This window comes from Streptomyces sp. A0642 (assembly GCF_004795105.1).
Lineage (GTDB): Bacteria > Actinomycetota > Actinomycetes > Streptomycetales > Streptomycetaceae > Streptomyces.
Genome location: NZ_SSBL01000002.1, coordinates 281,523 through 298,387 on the forward strand (window position 1 = coordinate 281,523; position 16,865 = coordinate 298,387).

The 16,865-nt window shown below is 72.2% G+C and carries 17 protein-coding genes; 7 read left to right on the forward strand and 10 right to left on the reverse strand.

What is annotated here, in order from left to right; genetic code table 11:
• Window positions 1-48 precede the first annotated feature (48 nt).
• Entirely contained in the window at window positions 49-1,470 is a 1,422-nt protein-coding gene (locus tag E6R60_RS04850) for an MFS transporter (protein ID WP_136325550.1), read from the forward strand.
• Between the two features lie 154 nt (window positions 1,471-1,624).
• Here the strand turns inward: E6R60_RS04850 and E6R60_RS04855 are convergent, their stop codons facing one another.
• Entirely contained in the window at window positions 1,625-1,864 is a 240-nt protein-coding gene (locus E6R60_RS04855; protein ID WP_136325146.1) for a DUF6243 family protein, read from the reverse strand.
• A 378-nt stretch (window positions 1,865-2,242) separates the two neighbouring features.
• On the opposite strand from E6R60_RS04855, the gene E6R60_RS04860 reads away from it, so the two are divergent.
• Both E6R60_RS04860 and E6R60_RS04865 read left to right on the forward strand, forming a co-directional pair.
• Window positions 2,243-3,265 carry an aldo/keto reductase gene (locus tag E6R60_RS04860; protein WP_136325147.1) on the forward strand — a complete coding sequence of 341 codons (1,023 nt, stop codon included), beginning with the start codon at window positions 2,243-2,245 and terminating at the stop codon, window positions 3,263-3,265.
• A gap of 82 nt (window positions 3,266-3,347) precedes the next feature.
• Complete coding sequence (locus E6R60_RS04865) at window positions 3,348-3,935, forward strand: TetR family transcriptional regulator (protein ID WP_136325148.1); 588 nt, start codon at window positions 3,348-3,350, stop codon at window positions 3,933-3,935.
• A 202-nt stretch (window positions 3,936-4,137) separates the two neighbouring features.
• Here E6R60_RS04865 and E6R60_RS04870 read toward each other — a convergent pair whose 3' ends face one another.
• The gene (locus E6R60_RS04870; RefSeq protein WP_136325149.1) at window positions 4,138-4,344 is read right to left on the reverse strand and encodes a hypothetical protein; all 207 of its coding nucleotides are present in this window, start codon (window positions 4,342-4,344) and stop codon (window positions 4,138-4,140) included.
• Between the two features lie 119 nt (window positions 4,345-4,463).
• On the reverse strand, window positions 4,464-5,846 hold the full coding sequence (locus E6R60_RS04875; protein ID WP_136325150.1) for a glycine--tRNA ligase: 1,383 nt from the start codon (window positions 5,844-5,846) through the stop codon (window positions 4,464-4,466).
• Window positions 5,847-6,053: 207 nt separating this feature from the next.
• Here E6R60_RS04875 and E6R60_RS04880 point away from each other — a divergent pair, with 207 nt between their 5' ends.
• From E6R60_RS04880 to E6R60_RS04895, 4 genes are all read left to right on the forward strand, one after another.
• A complete protein-coding gene (locus E6R60_RS04880) occupies window positions 6,054-7,007 on the forward strand; it encodes a metal ABC transporter substrate-binding protein (protein ID WP_136325151.1) in 954 nt (317 codons plus the stop codon).
• Window positions 7,008-7,078: 71 nt separating this feature from the next.
• On the forward strand, window positions 7,079-7,861 hold the full coding sequence (locus E6R60_RS04885; protein ID WP_136325551.1) for a metal ABC transporter ATP-binding protein: 783 nt from the start codon (window positions 7,079-7,081) through the stop codon (window positions 7,859-7,861).
• A 2-nt stretch (window positions 7,862-7,863) separates the two neighbouring features.
• On the forward strand, window positions 7,864-8,766 hold the full coding sequence (locus tag E6R60_RS04890; RefSeq protein WP_136325152.1) for a metal ABC transporter permease: 903 nt from the start codon (window positions 7,864-7,866) through the stop codon (window positions 8,764-8,766).
• Between the two features lie 65 nt (window positions 8,767-8,831).
• Window positions 8,832-9,266 carry a Fur family transcriptional regulator gene (locus tag E6R60_RS04895; RefSeq protein WP_136325153.1) on the forward strand — a complete coding sequence of 145 codons (435 nt, stop codon included), beginning with the start codon at window positions 8,832-8,834 and terminating at the stop codon, window positions 9,264-9,266.
• A 150-nt stretch (window positions 9,267-9,416) separates the two neighbouring features.
• On the opposite strand, the gene E6R60_RS04900 is transcribed toward E6R60_RS04895, so the two are convergent.
• The 7 genes from E6R60_RS04900 to E6R60_RS04930 all read right to left on the reverse strand — a co-directional run bounded on the left by E6R60_RS04900 (window position 9,417) and on the right by E6R60_RS04930 (window position 16,720).
• Complete coding sequence (locus E6R60_RS04900; protein ID WP_136325154.1) at window positions 9,417-9,947, reverse strand: hypothetical protein; 531 nt, start codon at window positions 9,945-9,947, stop codon at window positions 9,417-9,419.
• A 45-nt stretch (window positions 9,948-9,992) separates the two neighbouring features.
• A complete protein-coding gene (locus E6R60_RS04905) occupies window positions 9,993-10,820 on the reverse strand; it encodes an isoprenyl transferase (RefSeq protein WP_136325155.1) in 828 nt (275 codons plus the stop codon).
• 21 nt (window positions 10,821-10,841) lie between these two features.
• Complete coding sequence (gene recO / locus E6R60_RS04910) at window positions 10,842-11,588, reverse strand: DNA repair protein RecO (RefSeq protein ID WP_136325156.1); 747 nt, start codon at window positions 11,586-11,588, stop codon at window positions 10,842-10,844.
• A 59-nt stretch (window positions 11,589-11,647) separates the two neighbouring features.
• Complete coding sequence (locus tag E6R60_RS04915) at window positions 11,648-12,331, reverse strand: response regulator transcription factor (RefSeq protein WP_136325157.1); 684 nt, start codon at window positions 12,329-12,331, stop codon at window positions 11,648-11,650.
• Window positions 12,328-13,671 (reverse strand): histidine kinase, encoded by a 1,344-nt coding sequence (locus tag E6R60_RS04920; RefSeq protein WP_240802418.1) that lies wholly within the window; start codon window positions 13,669-13,671, stop codon window positions 12,328-12,330. Before E6R60_RS04920 ends, E6R60_RS04915 begins: the two co-directional genes overlap by 4 nt.
• 89 nt (window positions 13,672-13,760) lie before the next feature.
• Window positions 13,761-15,860, reverse strand: coding sequence for an MMPL family transporter (locus tag E6R60_RS04925; protein ID WP_136325158.1), 2,100 nt, complete (start codon window positions 15,858-15,860; stop codon window positions 13,761-13,763).
• A 155-nt stretch (window positions 15,861-16,015) separates the two neighbouring features.
• The gene (locus E6R60_RS04930) at window positions 16,016-16,720 is read right to left on the reverse strand and encodes a TerB family tellurite resistance protein (protein ID WP_136325159.1); all 705 of its coding nucleotides are present in this window, start codon (window positions 16,718-16,720) and stop codon (window positions 16,016-16,018) included.
• Between the last annotated feature and the right edge of the window lie 145 nt (window positions 16,721-16,865).

A 16,865-nucleotide genomic window follows, 5' to 3' on the forward strand; every position in this document is an offset into this window, starting at 1 on the left:
GTCGATGCCGTGAGTGAATCCTCTGTACGCCAGAAGACATACGCCCCCGTGGTGCGGCGCGACCATCCGGCGCCGGTGCTCGGCTCGCTGGGACTGTTCACCGTTCTGCTGGGTGCGGCCCTCCCCCTGATCGACTTCTTCATCGTCAACGTCGCCCTGCCCACGATCGACCACGACCTGGCCGCGGGTCCCGCGCTGCTGGAACTGGTCGTCGCGGGTTACGGGCTCGCGTACGCCGTCCTGCTCGTCCTCGGTGGCCGCCTCGGGGACATGGCCGGCCGGCGCCGCCTCTTCCTGCTGGGCATCGCCGCGTTCGGGCTGACCTCGCTGGCCTGCGGACTGGCGCCGAACGCCTGGACGCTGGTCGGGGCGCGGGTGGCCCAGGGCGCGTCGGCGGCGCTGATGCTGCCGCAGGTCCTCGCCACCATCCAGGCGGCCACCTCGGGCCACCGGCGGGCCCGGGCGATGAGCCTGTACGGGGCGACGGCCGGGCTGTCCATGGTCGCCGGGCAGATCCTGGGCGGGGTGCTGGTCGCCGCCGCGCCGCTGTCGTCGGTGTTCGGCGAGAGCGCGGGCTGGCGCTCGGTTTTCCTGGTCAACGTTCCGGTGGCTGCCGTCGGGCTCTTCCTGGCGGCGCGCACGGTGCCGGAGACCCGTTCGGAGCGGCCGGCGCCCGTGGACGTACCGGGCACCCTGCTGCTCGCCGCGTCGCTGGTGACGCTGCTGGCCCCGCTCACCGAGGGGCGGGCGGCGGGCTGGCCGCTGTGGACCTGGGTCTCGCTGGCGCTGTTCCCCTTCGCCGCGGTCGCGTTCTACCGGGTGGAGCGGCGGGCGGACGGGCGCGGCCTGGTCCCCCTGGTCCCGCCGAGCCTGCTGCGGCTCGACTCGCTGCGGCGCGGGCTGGCGCTGGTGGTGCCCTTCTCGATCGGCTTCGGCGGTTTCATGTTCGTCATCGCGGTGGCGCTCCAGCAGGGGCTGCGGCTGGGTCCGGCGGAGTCGGGGCTGTCGATGGCCCCGATGGCGGTGGCCTTCTTCGCGGCCTCGCTGGCCGGGCCGCGGCTGGTGCGCCGCTACGGCAGCCGCGTGGTGACCGCCGGCGGACTGATCCAGGCGGCCGGTGTCGTCGTGCTCGCGCTCACCGTGTGGCAGGGCTGGTCGGGTCTGGGGCTGCTCGGACTGCTGCCGGGGATGGCGATCGCCGGGCTCGGGCAGGGCCTTCAGCTGCCCGTCCTGTTCCGCATCGTCCTGTCCGATGTGCCGCCGGAGCGGGCCGGGGTGGGCGGCGGCGTGATGACGACGACCCAGCAGGCGGCGCTGGCGCTGGGCGTGGCGACGCTCGGCTCGCTGTTCCTGGCCCTCGCGCCGGGATCGGGCATGCGGGACGCGCTGATCGTGACCCTGCTGGTCCAACTGGCGGCGGTCGCGCTGACGACCCTGCTGAGCCTGCGGCTGCCGCGCGCGGTGGCGTGAGGGCCGGGCGCGATACGGCGCGGGCCGGACACACCTCAGGCAGCTGCGATACGGGCGTGGGCCCGGAACACCTCAAGCATCCGAGGTGTTCCGGGCCCACGGTCGTACGGGTGGTGCGTACCGGCTCTCCGCTCGTCCTCCGCGAGGAGGCGGGTCAGCTCTGAGCGGGCGCGTCCTGCTCCGGGGCGTCCTGCCCGGCGGTGGCGGCTGCGTCCGTCGGCTCGCCCTCGGTCCCGGCGGTGCGCTCGCGCATCTTGCGCAGCAGCTCCGCCTTCTGCTCGGCGGCCGTCTTCCGGTTGGCGTCGCGCTCGGGGCCGGCGCCCTGCTGCTCGGCGCGGGACAGCTTCTTGCGCTGTCCGCCGACGCCGAGAAGGTTGTTACGGCTCTTGGCCACGGGGTTCTCCCATTCGGGGTGAAAGTGAGGTCTGAGAAGACCTTGGATCGGTCCGGTGGGCGGCGGGTGGTCGGACCCGCCGCGCTCTCACTCGTAGATCTGGAAGAACGAATACATGAGGGAACGGTACCGCGCCCCGAACGGCCCGGGCACCGGATTTCCTGCACGCCGATCCCTCTCCCGAGGGAACATGGGATGACAGATATTGAAATCTGTCATCGCGTATGCCAAGGTTGAGGTGCGGCACGGCACGGCATCCATCCGCGTCCCGCGCTCTCCTTCTTCACGTCGCGCGAGTCCGTCCGGGTCCTGTGGGCCCGTCCGGCTCCCGTGCGTTCTTCCGAGCCGTTGCTCCACCTCCACCCACCGGGAGTCCTCATGAACGCCCCCTCCGCCCTCCCCGCCCGCGCCCTGGGCTCCACCGGCCCGCAGGTGTCCGCGCTGGGCCTCGGCTGCATGGGCATGTCTGCCCTGTACGGCGAGACCGACCGCGCCGAATCGATCGCCACCATCCATGCCGCCCTCGACGCCGGCATCACCCTGCTGGACACCGGCGACTTCTACGGCATGGGCCACAACGAGCTGCTGATCAACGAGGCCCTGCGGACCGCCCCCTCCGCCGCTCGTGAACAGGCCCTGACCAGTGTGAAGTTCGGCGCCCTGCGGACCGTGGAAGGCGCCTTCACCGGATATGACGGACGTCCGGCAGCCGTCAAGAACTTCGCGGCGTACTCACTGCAGCGGCTGGGCACGGACCACATCGACGTCTACCGGATCGCCCGCATCGATCCCGACGTCCCGATCGAGGAGACGGTCGGCGCCATCGCGGAGCTCGTCGAGGCCGGCCATGTCCGCCACATCGGGCTCTCCGAAGTCGGCGCGGACACCATCCGGCGCGCCGCATCCGTGGCCCCCGTCTCCGATCTGCAGATCGAGTACTCGCTGATCTCCCGCTCCATCGAGGCGGAGATCCTGCCCGCCTGCCGCGAGCTGGGCATCGGCGTCACGGCCTACGGCGTGCTCTCCCGCGGCCTGATCAGCGGCCACTTCTCCCGCGACCGCGAGCTCGCCCCGGGTGACTTCCGGTCCATGAGCCCGCGCTTCCAGGAGGGCAACCTCGAGCGCAACCTCGACCTGGTCGACGCACTGCGCAAGATCGCCGAGCAGAAGGGCGTCACCGTCGCGCAGACCGCCATCGCCTGGGTCCTCGCCCAGGGCGAGGACATCGTGCCGCTGGTGGGCGCCCGTCGCCGCGACCGGCTCACCGAGGCCCTCGGCTCCCTGGACGTGCGGCTGGACGCGGCCGACCTCGCGGCGATCGAGGAGGCCGTCCCGGCCGACGCGGCCGCAGGCGCCCGCTACCCGGACAGCCAGATGGCCCACCTGGACAGCGAGCGCTGAGCTCCGGGTACGGTCAGCGGGGTGCGGCCCGCCCCGCTTCCGCCCCTCGCCCGCACCACGCCCCGAAAGGCAGCCCGCCACCATGACGCCGCCGTCCGACCCGCTGACTCCCGAGCGCATCCTCGAAGCCACCGAGGACGTGCTGCGCCGCTACGGGCCCGCGAAGGCGACCGTGGTCGACGTGGCCCGTGCGCTCGGCGTCAGCCACGGCAGCGTCTACCGCCATTTCCGCACCAAGGCCGCCCTGCGCGAGGCCGTCACCGGCCGCTGGCTGACGCGTACGGAAAGCGCGCTCACCGAGATCCTGCACGCCTCCGCCCAGCCCGCTCCGGCGAAGCTGCGGTCGTGGCTGGAGACGCTGTTCGAGGCCAAGCGGCACAAGGCGGGCGACGATCCCGAACTGTTCGCCACGTACGAGGTGCTGATGGGCGAGAGCACCGTCGTCGAGGACCACATCACCGAACTGGTCGGCCAGCTGCGGGAGATCATCGAAGAAGGGGTGCGCGAGGAGCAGTTCACCGCGGAGGACCCCGCGGCCGCCGCGCAGGCCGTCTTCGACGCGACAGCGCGTTTTCACGACCCGGCGTACGCCGCGGAATGGCAGAAGCCCGCCATCGGCGCCGAGTTCACCGCCGTCACGGACCTCCTGCTGCGCGGCCTGCGCTCCTGAGCGCGGACCCGAGCCGCGGCGGGCCGGTGTCGGCCACCCCGGCCACGGTGGACGCGGGAGCCGCCCCGGCCACGGCGCACGCGGCGGGCGCCCTGACCGCGGTGGGAGCGGCGGCCACCCGACCACGGCGGGCGCGGCGGGCGCGCGACGAACACCCCGACCACGGCGGGCGCGGCCGGCGCCCCTGCCACGCCGGCCGTCCTTACGCCGCCGTCGGGTCGACCGTTGCCTGGTGGGCCTCGGCGAGGTGTTCCTCGGCCTTGAGCCAGGGCAGGAACTGCACCGCCCTGCACCAGTCGCAGGTGGCGCAGCTCAGCTGCCGCCGCACCCCCGACTTCCGCACGTGGACGACGTGTTCACGGCCGTGCTGGTCCCATCTGCTGACCTTGCTCGTGGTCATGGACGGCATCCGAGCCTCCTGAGAGCGGGGGTGACCAGTGTGCACGAAGCCCCCGGCTCCGTAAGGGGAACCGGGGGCTTCGACGAGCGGGCCCAGCGGGCTGCCGCGGGTCCAGCGGGTGCGAGGTGTCAGCAGCCGATCAGGCGGGCGCCGAGGTACGCCTGGATCTGGTCCAGGGAGACGCGCTCCTGCTTCATGGTGTCGCGCTCGCGCACGGTCACCGCGTTGTCGTCGAGGGTGTCGAAGTCGACGGTGACGCAGAACGGCGTGCCGATCTCGTCCTGGCGACGGTAGCGGCGGCCGATGGCGCCGGCGTCGTCGAACTCGATGTTCCAGTTCTGCCGCAGGTCGGCGGCCAGGCCCTTGGCCTTCGGCGAGAGCTGCGGGTTGCGGGACAGGGGCAGGACCGCGACCTTGACCGGCGCCAGGCGCGGGTCGAGACGCATCACGGTGCGCTTCTCCATGACGCCCTTGGCGTTGGGCGCCTCGTCCTCGACGTAGGCGTCCAGGAGGAAGGCGAGCATCGCCCGGCCGACACCGGCCGCGGGCTCGATGACGTAGGGGGTCCAGCGCTCGCCGGCCTCCTGGTCGTAGAACTGCAGGTCCGTGCCGGACGCCTTGGAGTGCGCCTTGAGGTCGTAGTCCGTGCGGTTGGCGACGCCCTCCAGCTCGCCCCACTCGCTGCCGCCGAAGCGGAAGCGGTACTCGATGTCAGCGGTGCGCTTGGAGTAGTGGGAGAGCTTCTCCGCGGGGTGCTCGAACCACCGCATGTTCTCCTCGCGCATGCCGAGACCGGTGTACCAGTTCCAGCGCTGCTCCATCCAGTACTCCTGCCACTGCTCGTCCTCGCCCGGCTTGACGAAGAACTCCATCTCCATCTGCTCGAACTCGCGCGTACGGAAGATGAAGTTGCCCGGAGTGATCTCGTTCCGGAAGGACTTGCCCATCTGCGCGATGCCGAACGGCGGCTTCTTGCGCGAGGTCTGCTGCACCTGGCCGAAGTTGGTGAAGATGCCCTGGGCGGTCTCGGGGCGCAGGTAGGCGACCGAGCCGGAGTCCTGGGTCGGGCCGAGGTGCGTGGAGAGCAGGCCGGAGAACTGCTTGGGCTCGGTGAAGGTGCCCTTGTTGCCGCAGTTGGGGCAGTTGAGGTCGGCGAGGCCGTTGACCGGCGGCTTGCCGTGCTTCTCCTCGTACGCCTCCTCCAGGTGGTCCGCGCGGTAGCGCTTGTGGCAGGAGGTGCACTCGGTCAGCGGGTCGGAGAACGTGGCGACGTGGCCGGAGGCCACCCACACCTCGGGGGCCAGGATGACCGACGAGTCGAGACCGACCACGTCCTCGCGCGAGGTGACCATGTAGCGCCACCACTGACGCTTCAGGTTCTCCTTGAGCTCGACACCCAGCGGCCCGTAGTCCCAGGCGGCACGCTGACCACCGTAGATCTCACTGCAGGGGTAGACGAAGCCACGGCGCTTGCTCAGGCTGACGATGGTGTCGATCTTGTCGGCGGCCACGGTGCTCTCTTCATTACGACGACGGAACTGGACAGGGCTGACGCGAAGCGCCTCAGTGGGGGGTGGTGTCGGGAGACGGGTGCGCGGATGCCTCAGATTACCGGCGGGCACGCCCCTTCGATCAAATCGGTGTCGGCACAGTCGCCTCCGGGGGCATCTCATCCGCCTTGTTGACAATCGTTTCCACTTTTGTTGAAAATGACTGTCATGAACGTACGCCGCCTCATACCCACGACCGCCGTCGCCGGAGCAGTCGTCCTCGGCCTCACCGCCCTCTCCGCCTGCTCCGCCTCCGACGCCGCCGACCACAAGGGCGGTGGCAAGCTGAACGTGGTGGCGTCGTTCTACCCGATGCAGTTCCTGGCCGAGCAGATCGGCAAGAACCACGTCTCCGTCTCCACGCTGACCAAGCCGGGCGTGGAGCCGCACGACCTGGAGCTCAGCCCCCGGGAGGTCGGCGGTCTCAGCGACGCCGACTACATCCTCTATCTCAAGGGCCTCCAGCCCGCCGTCGACGACGCGATCAAGCTCTCCGGGGCCGAGAACACCGTCGACGCCGCGAAGCTCACCTCGCTGGAGGACCACGGCGCCGAGGTCGGCGGCGAGGAGCACGCCCACGAGCACGAGGGCGAGGAGGCCGGCGCCGACCCGCACATCTGGCTGGACCCCGTGAAGTACGCCGAGGTCGCCAAGGGCGTGGGGAAGTCGCTCGAGAAGACCGACCCGGACCACGCCGCGGACTACCGCAAGAACACCGACGCCCTGGTCACCAAGCTCGGCGCGCTCGACACCGCGTACGAGAACGGGCTGAAGAACACCGCGACCAAGACGTTCATCACCACCCACTCCGCCTTCGGCTACCTGGCCGAGCGCTACGGCCTCACCCAGGAGGGCATCGCCGGCATCGACCCCGAGGCCGAGCCCAGTCCCGCCCGGATCAGCGCCCTGCACGCGATCGCGCAGAAGGAGAAGGTCACCACCGTCTTCTTCGAGACGCTCGCCAGCGACAAGACGGCGAAGACCGTCGCCCGGGACACCGGCCTGAAGACCGACGTCCTGGACCCGCTGGAGGGAATCACCGGCACGTCCAAGGGCGATGACTACATCGAGGTCATGGAGTCCAACCTCGCCGCGCTGCAGAAGGCACTCGGCGCGAAGTGAGAACCCCCGCCGACCCCACCGGACCGGTCGACCCGACCGGCCACCACCGCGCGGCAGCACCGGAGGCGCTCATGCCCGAGCCCCAGCACACCCCACCCGACCCCGTCATCGTCGTGCGCGACGCCACGGCCACCCTCGGCGCGCGCCCCGTGCTGCGCGGCATCGATCTCCGCGTGCACCGCGGCGAGGTCGTCGCCCTGCTCGGCGCCAACGGGTCGGGCAAGTCGACCGCCGTGCGCTCGGTCATCGGCCAGGTCCCGCTCACCAGCGGCGCCGTCGAGCTCTTCGGCACCCCCCTGCGCCGCTTCCGCGACTGGGCCCGGGTCGGTTACGTGCCTCAGCGCACCACGGCCGCCGGCGGGGTTCCCGCCACGATCCGCGAGGTCGTCTCCTCCGGGCGGCTGTCGCGCACCAAGCTGGGTCTGCCCCGCAAGGCGGACCGGGCCGCCGTCGACCGCGCCATCGCGCTCGTCGGTCTCGCCGACCGCGCCAAGGACTCGGTGGACGCCCTGTCCGGCGGCCAGCACCAGCGCGTGCTGATCGCCCGCGCGCTCGCCGCCGAGCCCGAGCTGCTGATCATGGACGAGCCGATGGCCGGCGTCGACCTGGCCAGCCAGGAGATCCTCGCGCAGACCCTGCGGGAGCAGGTCGCGGCGGGCACCACCGTGCTGCTCGTCCTGCACGAACTGGGTCCGCTGGAGCCCCTGATCGACCGGGCGGTCGTGCTCCGCGACGGCTGCGTGATGCACGACGGGCCGCCCCCGAAGGCCGTCGGGCAGCACGCCCTGCCCGGCCACGACCACGTACACCCCCACGCGGCCTCCGAGCCCGTCCGGACGGGACTGCTGAGCTGATCATGGACTTCCTCACCCCTCCCTTCATGCAGCGGGCCCTGATCGCCGCCGTGCTGGTCGGCGTCATCGCCCCCGCCGTGGGCATCTACCTGGTGCAGCGCCGGCAGGCCCTGATGGGCGACGGCATCGGCCACATCGCGATGACCGGCGTCGGCCTCGGCTTCCTGCTCTCCACCAGCCCGGTCTGGATGGCCACGGCCGTCGCCGTCGCCGGCGCGGTCACCATGGAACTGATCCGCTGGTACGGACGCACCCGGGGCGACATCGCGCTCGCGATGCTGTTCTACGGCGGTATGGCGGGCGGTGTCCTGCTGATCAACCTCTCCGACACCGGCTCGAACGCCAACCTCACCTCGTACCTCTTCGGCTCGCTGTCCACCGTCTCCTCCGAGGACATCACCGCCATCGCCCTGCTGGCCGCGTTCGTGCTGCTGGTGACGGTGGGGCTGCGACGGCAGCTGTTCGCCGTCAGCCAGGACGAGGAGTTCGCCCGGGTCACCGGGCTGCCCGTGCGCGTACTGAACCTGCTGATCGCGGTCACCGCCGCGGTGACCGTCACCGTCGCGATGCGGGTCGTCGGGCTGCTGCTGGTCAGCGCCCTGATGGTGGTCCCGGTCGCCGCCGCGCAGCAGATCACGCGGTCGTTCAAGGTGACGTTCGTGCTCTCCGTCGCCGTCGGGGTCGCGGTGACGCTGGCCGGCACCATCACCTCGTACTACCAGGACGTCCCGCCCGGCGCGACGATCGTGCTGCTGGCCATCGGGGTGTTCATCGCCCTGACGCTGCTCGCCGCCCCGCTGGCCCGGATCCGTACCCGTCGCCGCGCGACGGCGGACGAGCGGTGCACCCTGGAGGTACCGGCCGCCCGCCGGGCCGCGGACGACGCACCCGCGAGATCGGTCTGACCCCGCCGCCGGTGGGGACTGGCACAATGGCCCGACGTACGTACGGGCGACACGAGGAGGCTCCTGTGGCGACGGCGCCGATCAGTGGAACGAACGCCGCACCGGTGCGCGGCCGGTCGACCCGGCAGCGGGCAGCGGTGGCGGCGGCGCTCGACGAGGTGGACGAGTTCCGCAGCGCCCAGGAGCTGCACGACGTGCTCAAGCACCGGGGCGACTCGGTCGGGCTGACCACGGTCTACCGCACCCTGCAGTCCCTCGCGGACGCCGGCGAGGTCGACGTGCTGCGCACCACCGAGGGCGAGTCCGTCTACCGCCGGTGCTCGACCGGCGACCACCACCACCACCTGGTGTGCCGGATGTGCGGCAAGGCCGTCGAGGTCGAGGGCCCGGCGGTGGAGCAGTGGGCCGAGACCATCGCGGCGCAGCACGGCTTCGTGAACGTGGCGCACACGGTCGAGGTCTTCGGTACGTGCGCGGAGTGCGCGACGGCCGAAGGGTGAGTCCCGGGTCCGCCGGCCCCCGCACGACGACCGCCGAAGGGTGAGTCCCGGGTCCGCCGGCCCCCGCACGACGACCGCCGAGGCGTGAGTCCCGGGGGTCGCCGGCCCCCGCCCGACGCGGCCGCGGGGAGAGGCCGGGGGCTCCGGCTGTCAGACCTTGGTCAGGTGCCGGTCGAAGATCCCGCGCAGGCGGTCCACATCGGAGCCGTCCCGCACGCCGCGCTTGGCTATCACCGTCAGGCCGGTGGCGTCCTTGTCGTCGCTGAACAGCACGAAGAGGTCCGCCGTCTCCGCGTACCGCGGCTGTGCCTGCCACCGGACGACCGCGCTGGTGCTGTCCGTGTCGACCCCGACGCCGGACTCGTCGACCCGCACGCGGAACTCGCCCTGCCGTCCCACGAACCGGAACAGCTGGCGCGCCATCAGCCACGGGCTCAGGAGCAGCGCCGGACCGCAGAACAGGAGCCCCAGCAGGATCGGCAGCGGCACGTCGGGGTCTCTCGCCAGGGACAGCGAGAGGGCCACGACGGCACAGCCCGTCGTGGCCATCCCCAGGATCCGCTGCCTCCGGCCGGCCGCACTGACCCGGTTGCGGGCGCGGAGCGCTGCCGAGTAGTCGCGCAGCACCGGGCGGTATCTCAGCTCGACCGCGCTGTGCACGGCTTCCCGCTGCTCGCTCATGGCTCCCCCTGAGGTGTGAAGAGCCGTGATCGTACCGGCGACGGTTCAGGCCGTGGGCTCCGCCTCCTGGGCCGCCTCCACCGCACCGCCGAAGCGGCGGTCGCGCTGGGCGAATTCCAGGCAGGCGCGCCACAGGTCGCGGCGGTCGAAGTCCGGCCACAGGACGTCCTGGAAGACCATCTCGGCGTACGCGCTCTGCCAGATCAGGTAGTTGGACGTGCGCTGTTCGCCGCTGGGACGGACGAAGAGGTCGACGTCCGGCATGTCCGGGTAGTAGATGTACTTCGCGAAGGTCTTCTCGTTGACCTTCGACGGGTCGAGCTTCCCCGCCGCGACGTCCTGCGCGATGCGCTGCGCGGCGTCCGCGATCTCGGCCCGGCCGCCGTAGTTGACGCAGAAGTACAGCGTCATCCTGTCGTTGTCCTTGGTCTGCTCCTGGGCGACCTGGAGTTCCTGGACGACGGACTTCCACAGCTTCGGCATGCGGCCGACCCAGCGGATCCGGATGCCGAGTTCGTCCATCTCGTCGCGGCGGCGGCGGATGACGTCCCGGTTGAAGTTCATGAGGAACTTCACCTCCTCCGGGGACCGCTTCCAGTTCTCGGTGGAGAAGGCGTACAGCGAGAGGTTCTTGACCCCCATCTCGATGCAGCCCTTGAGCACGTCCATGACGACGCCCTCGCCGACCTTGTGGCCCTCGGTGCGCGGCAGACCGCGTTCCTTGGCCCAGCGGCCGTTGCCGTCCATCACCACGGCGACGTGCTTGGGCACGAGTTCACCGGGGATCTTCGGGGGCACGGCACCGGAGGGGTGCGGCTCGGGGGTCTTGTAGTCGCGCCGGTTACGGCCGCCGAGGATTCCGCGTACTGCCATGAGCTCTTCAGTCTCCCTGTGTCACTTTTCCACATACCGCAGCGAACGCAGCCCGCGCTCCAGATGCCAGTGCAGATAGGCGGACACCAGCCCGCTCCCCTCCCTGACGTGACGCGCCTCGCACGCGTCCGCCGTCTCCCAGTCGCCGGAGAGCAGTGCGCTCAGCAGGGTGACGGCTTCGGTCGAGGGTACGACGCTGCCGGGCACCCGGCAGTCGCCGCAGATGACGCCGCCCGCCGCGACGGAGAAGAAACGGTTCGGACCGGGCATTCCGCACCGGGCGCAGTCGATGAAGCTGGGGGCGTAGCCGTTGACCGCGAGGGAGCGCAGCAGGAAGGCGTCGAGGATGAGGTTCGGCTCGTGCTCGCCGCGGGCCAGGGTGCGCAGGCCGCCCACCAGCAGCAGGTACTGCTGGACCGCGGGTTCGCCCTCGTGGTCGGTGAAGCGTTCGGCGGTCTCCAGCATCGCGGTGCCGGCGGTGTAGCGCCCGTAGTCGGTGACGATGCTGCCGCCGTACGGCGCGATGGTCTCGCTCTGGGTGCAGAGCGGCAGCCCGCGCCCGATCAGCTCGCTGCCGCGGGCGAAGAACTGCACGTCCACATGGGAGAACGGCTCCAGCCGGGCCCCGAACTTCGACTTCGTGCGCCGCACGCCGCGCGCCACGGCCCGTACCCGGCCGTGGCCGCGGGTCAGGATCGTGATGATCCGGTCGGCCTCGCCCAGCTTCTGCGTGCGGAGCACCACGCCGTCGTCCCGGAACAAGCTCATGGCTCCATTGTCCGGTACGCGGGCGGGCCGGCGGTCCCGCCCGCCGGAACCCGGTCCGGTCAGTTCCCGTCCGCCCCGCTGCCCGAGGGCACGACGAGCCCGGATTCGTACGCGGCGATCACCAGCTGGGCCCGGTCGCGGGCGCCCAGCTTGCCCATGATCCGGCTGACGTGGGTCTTGGCGGTGAGCGGGCTGAGGCCGAGGGTCCCGGCGATCCCGGTGTTGTTCAGGCCGCGTGCGACGAGGGCGAGGACCTGGCGTTCCCGGTCGGACAGCATTCCGGGGCCGCCGGTTCCGGCGCGGGCCGGGGGCTGCGGTGCGCTGAGGACCCGGGCGATCAGCCGGGCGGTCGGACCGGGCGAGAGCAGCGAGTCGCCCGCGGCCACGGTCCGGATCGCGGCGAGCAGCTCGGCGGGCCTGGTGTCCTTGACCAGGAACCCGGAGGCTCCGGCGCGCAGCGCGTCGACGATGTGGTCGTCGGTGTCGTACGTGGTCAGGACCAGGACCTTCACTCCGGCCAGGTCCTCGTCGGCGGCGATCCTGCGGGTCGCCTCGATGCCGTCGAGTTCCGGCATCCGGACGTCCATCACGACGACGTCCGCGCGGGCGGTGCGGGCGAGGGCGACGGCTTCGAGACCGGTGCCGGCCTCGCCGACGACCTCCATCTCCGGGTCGGAGCCGACGAGCATGGCGAAGGCCGCCCGTACGAGCGTCTGGTCGTCGGCGAGCAGCACGCGGATCATGAGGCGGTCTCCGGTTCCGGTCGCTGTTCCCGTTGCTGTTGCTGTTCCCGTTGCTGTTCCGCTCGCTGTTGCTGTTCCGGTTCCTGGTGCCGGGCCCGGGCCCCGTGTCCGGGCGCTGCGGGCGCTGCGGGCAGGGGCGCCGGAGCCGGTACGGGGGCCGGGGCCCGGGTCTGCTCCTCGTCCGGGCTCTGGAAAGGCAGGAGCGCCGAGACCTCGAAGCCGCCGCCCGGGCGGGGTCCGGCGTCCAGGGTGCCGCCGGTGCTGCGGGCCCGTTCCCGCATCCCCACGATGCCGAAGCCGGGGGCGGAGCCGTCCTCCGCCGGGCCGGTTCCGTCGTCCTTGACCGTGACGCGCAGGGCGGCCGGGCCGGCCGGCTCGACGGCGACGACGACGCGGACGCCGGGGCCCGCGTGCCGTACCGCGTTCGTCAGGGACTCCTGCACGATGCGGTACGCGGCCGCTCCGGTCGCCGGGGCGAGGCGGCCGTCCGGCGCGCGCACCCTGAGGTCGACCCGGGCCCCGGCCGCCTCCGCGGCCCGCACGAGACCGGGCAGGGCGGCCAGGTCGGGCAGCGGGCCGTCCGTGTCGTTCCGGCCGCCCTGCCCGGTGTGGCGCAGCACCTGGAGGGTGGTGCGGAGCTCCGCCCTGGCTTCGCGGCAGGTGTCCGCGATGTCGTCCAGCGACGCGGCGATGGCCTGCCGGTCGAGCCGTTCGGGGTCGACGGTCAGGATGTGCGAGGCGACCGAGGTCTGCACCCCGATGAGGGTGATGCTGTGGGCCAGCAGGTCGTGCAGGTCGCGGGCGATCCGCAGCCGTTCCTCGGCGACCCGCCGCCGGGCCTCCTCCTCCCGGGTCCGTTCCGCGCGCTCGGCGCGCTCCAGCACCGAGGCGACGTACTGGCGGTAGATGCGCACGTCTACACCGCAGAACAGCACGGCGAACACCCACCCGGAGATGCGCAGCAGTTCCAGCCCCTGGTGGGCGTCGATGGTGAGCACCACGGTCACCATCACGGACGTGACGCCGATGCCGGTGAGCAGGGTGCGCAGCGGGCGGCCGGTCACGGCCACGGTGTAGAGCGCGATCCAGGTCTGCGGCATCGGAGCGGTGTGGGCGTTGTCGAGGCCGTGGTAGAGCATCAGCAGCGGGATCATGGCGAGCAGCGCGAGGACGGGGCTGCGCCGCCGCCACACGAGCGGTGCGGCGCTGCCCAGCAGCAGGAACCAGCCGAGCGCGTCGGGCGTCATGGCGTCGTCGGCGAACAGGGCGAGGGCGGCGGAGAGCGCACCGGCGCCCACGGCTACGAGGGCGTCGGTGCGCGTCTTGTGCGGCGCGTGCATGGGGTCGCGGTTGACGACGGCCAGGATGCGCTCGCGGCGGCGCGGGGTGGTGGGCACGCCGCCATCCTCCGGTACGGGCAGGGGCACTGTCAGGGCGTCCTGACGAGTTCGGGGGCGCGGGCGCCGGGCGCGGCGGGGGTACGGCTGAGCGCGCCGGGCCACCAGATCCTCCGCTGCAGGGCCACGCTCGCCGAGGTCACCAGATAGGTGCGGACGAGGAAGGTGTCGAGCAGGACGCCGACGGCGATGACGAAGCCCATCTCGACCAGGCCCACGAGCGGCATGTTCGTCAGGACGGCGAAGGTGGCGGCGAGCACGAGCCCCGCCGAGGCGATCACCCCGCCGGTGGTGCGCAGCGCGGTGAGGGCGGCCTCGGTGGGTTCGGCGCCGCGTCTGGCCTCCTCGCGGACCCGGTGCATCAGGAAGATGCCGTAGTCGACGCCGAGGGCCACCAGGAAGACGAAGGTGAGCAGAGGCAGTCCGGGGTCGGTGCCCTTGAGCCCGAGGACCGGTCCGAAGACCAGTCCGCCGATGCCGAGCGCGGCGCCCCACACCGCGACGACGGCGGCGACGAGCAGCAGGGGGGCGACGAGGCTGCGCAGCAGGACGATCAGGATCAGCAGGACGGAGAGCAGGACGAGCGGGACGACGATGCCCAGGTCGCGGGAGCTGGCCGTCTCCAGGTCCATCTGCTGGGCGCCGGGACCGCCGACGTGGCTGCCGTCCAGGCCGTCGCGCAGGGCGCGGATGGTGTCCCGTTCGCCCGCGGACTCGGGCCTGGCCTCGGCGACGACGGACAGTTCGGTCCAGCCGCCGCCGCTGCGGCCCCGTTCGGCCGAGGCGACGCCCTCGGTCGTGCGGGCCTTCGCCAGCGCGGCGCCGGCCCGGTCGTCGGGGCTCAGCACGGTGATCGGCTGGGTGGAGCGGCCGGGGTAGGCGTCGGCGAGGGTCGTCATGGCGGTGACGGAGTCCGGCTTGCTGGTGAAGGAGTCCTCCTGCCGGAGGTCGCCGGGCAGGTTGAACGCGCCGAGGGACAGGGCGCCCAGCAGCACTCCGCCGGCGACGAGCACGGCGACGGGCCGGCGCCCCGCGGTGCCCCCCATGGCGGCGAAGAGCGAGCGTCGCTTCTTCGGCTCGGAGCCGTACACGGGGACGAGCGGCCAGAACACCCGCCGGCCCAGGAGCACCAGGACGGCCGGAAGCAGCGTGAGCATCGCCAGGAGGGCGCACAGCACCCCGACGGCGGCGATGGGCCCCATACCGCGGCTGCTGGTGAGATCGGCGGCCAGCAGGCACAGGAGGCCCGCCGCGACGGTGGCGGAGGACGCGACGACGGCGGGTCCGCAGCCGCGCAGTGCGGCGGCCATCGCCTCGTGCGGGCGGGCGGTGCGGGTCAGCTCCTCGCGGTAGCGGGAGACGAGCAGCAGGGCGTAGTCGGTGCCCGCGCCGAAGACGAGGATGGTCATCACCGCGGAGCTCTGGCCGGTGACGGTGACGTCGAAGCCGCGGTTGAGGCCGTAGACGACCGCCATGGACAGGGCGTCGGCGACGCCCGCGACGACGAGCGGCACCAGCCACAGGAGCGGGCTGCGGTAGATGAGGATCAGCAGGATCGCGACGACGGCGACGGTCGTGTAGAGGAGCGGTCCGCCGAGCGAGCCGTAGACCTTCTGCGCGTCGACGTTGAGCGCTCCGGGGCCGCCGACCTCGGCGTCCAGTCCCCCGCCGCCCCTCACGGTCTCGCGCACCCGGTCGACGAACGCGGTGCGCGCCTCGTCGTCCTGGCCGGGCTCGGTCGTGGAGACCGGGTACATCAGGGTCGTGCCGTCCTCGGAGGGCACGGCGCGCGGCGGTGCGGTGAGGGCATGGGCGCCGGCGACCTCGGCGGTCTGCCGGGCCGCCAGGGCGCGGTCGGCGGCGGTCAGCCCGCCGTCTCGGTGGTAGACGAGGACGAGATCGGTCGACTCGCCCCCGGGCAGCGCGTCCTGGATCTTCGCCACCTGGGTGGAGTCCGCGCTCGCCGGCAGATAGTCGACGGCGCGGTTGACCTGTACGTCCCCCAGCCCGCCCGCGAGCGGTCCGGCGATCGCGATCACCGCGACCCAGAGCGCGACGATCGCCCAGGGCAGCATGCGCCACCTGCTCCGTGGCCGCGTCCGCCCGCCCTTGTCCTGTCCTGCGGCCCCCATGGGAGGTCCCCTTCCGTACGGTGTCCGGTCAGGTCCAGACTCCCGTCGGGGCGGGGGCGACGCGTCGCACCGGGGGCCGACTTCCCCGCTACTGCCGGGGAGGGCGCGACGGCCCGGCTACTCCCTGGGGAGTACCGGTGCGGTGCGCGGAGGGATCAGGAGGGCGTACGCGCGGCCGCGGCGAGCAGCCGGGCGGTGTCCTCGGCGCGCAGCCGCAGTGCCCCGCCGACCGTGGTCAGCACCTCGCGCTCGGCGGCGCTGTACGGGCCGTCGGCGAGGGCGATCCTGGCGCCCTGGAGCAGAATCGATTCCCGGCCCGCGGGCGCCAGATGGGGGGCGAGGGGTTCCAGCGCCTCGTGGAGCTCGATGGCGAGGGCCGCGCCGCATGCCTCCGCCGCGGGGTCGAAGGAGGAGCCGTGGCCGATGTCGGCGGAGAGGATCTCGACGACGGTGGCGAGCTGTTCCTGCGTGCAGTCGTCGAACCCTGCCTCGCGCACGGTCTCGACCGCCGTCTCCAGGACCGTGCGGGAGGTGCTGCCGCCCGCAGCGAGAACCCCGAGGGTCACCGTGTGGACGGCGTCCCTGAGCATCGCGGAGAACCGCGTGGTGGTGGGGTGTTCGAGCGCGTCGGTACCGAAGTGGTCGTGGCAGGCGGCGCATTCGACGACCGGGCCCACGGTGCCGCGCCGCAGCAGCGGCACACCGAGGACGGCGAAGCGGCGGCGACCGGTCAGGCGGCGGTAGTTGCGGTCGCCCCCGCAGCCCGGGCAGAAGAACTCACCGTCACCGATGACGTCCCACAGGGTGCGGATGCCGCAGATACGCAGCTTTGTGGCGCGTTGTCCCAGGGCTGACCGCACGTCGAACACCTCCGTAACTCCCCCGTAGCCCTCAGGCCACGGGAGGTGCCACCTCCGGCAACGTTGCCGTGTGAACGTGATGTTAACCACATCCGTGAAGCGGCGTCAGCACCTCGCTCGTCACAACCGCCCCGAGATGGCCGAA

Bases quoted from the DNA above. Each gene is read 5' to 3' on its own strand.
- E6R60_RS04860 (WP_136325147.1), top strand. From the start codon at position 2,243: ATGAACGCCCCCTCCGCCCTCCCCGCCCGCGCCCTGGGCTCCACCGGC.
- E6R60_RS04865 (WP_136325148.1), top strand. From the start codon at position 3,348: ATGACGCCGCCGTCCGACCCGCTGACTCCCGAGCGCATCCTCGAAGCC.
- E6R60_RS04870 (WP_136325149.1), bottom strand. From the start codon at position 4,344: ATGCCGTCCATGACCACGAGCAAGGTCAGCAGATGGGACCAGCACGGC.
- E6R60_RS04880 (WP_136325151.1), top strand. From the start codon at position 6,054: ATGAACGTACGCCGCCTCATACCCACGACCGCCGTCGCCGGAGCAGTC.
- E6R60_RS04885 (WP_136325551.1), top strand. From the start codon at position 7,079: ATGCCCGAGCCCCAGCACACCCCACCCGACCCCGTCATCGTCGTGCGC.
- E6R60_RS04890 (WP_136325152.1), top strand. From the start codon at position 7,864: ATGGACTTCCTCACCCCTCCCTTCATGCAGCGGGCCCTGATCGCCGCC.
- E6R60_RS04900 (WP_136325154.1), bottom strand. From the start codon at position 9,947: ATGAGCGAGCAGCGGGAAGCCGTGCACAGCGCGGTCGAGCTGAGATAC.
- E6R60_RS04905 (WP_136325155.1), bottom strand. From the start codon at position 10,820: ATGGCAGTACGCGGAATCCTCGGCGGCCGTAACCGGCGCGACTACAAG.
- recO (WP_136325156.1), bottom strand. From the start codon at position 11,588: ATGAGCTTGTTCCGGGACGACGGCGTGGTGCTCCGCACGCAGAAGCTG.
- E6R60_RS04915 (WP_136325157.1), bottom strand. From the start codon at position 12,331: ATGATCCGCGTGCTGCTCGCCGACGACCAGACGCTCGTACGGGCGGCC.
- E6R60_RS04920 (WP_240802418.1), bottom strand. From the start codon at position 13,671: ATGCACGCGCCGCACAAGACGCGCACCGACGCCCTCGTAGCCGTGGGC.
- E6R60_RS04925 (WP_136325158.1), bottom strand. From the start codon at position 15,860: ATGGGGGCCGCAGGACAGGACAAGGGCGGGCGGACGCGGCCACGGAGC.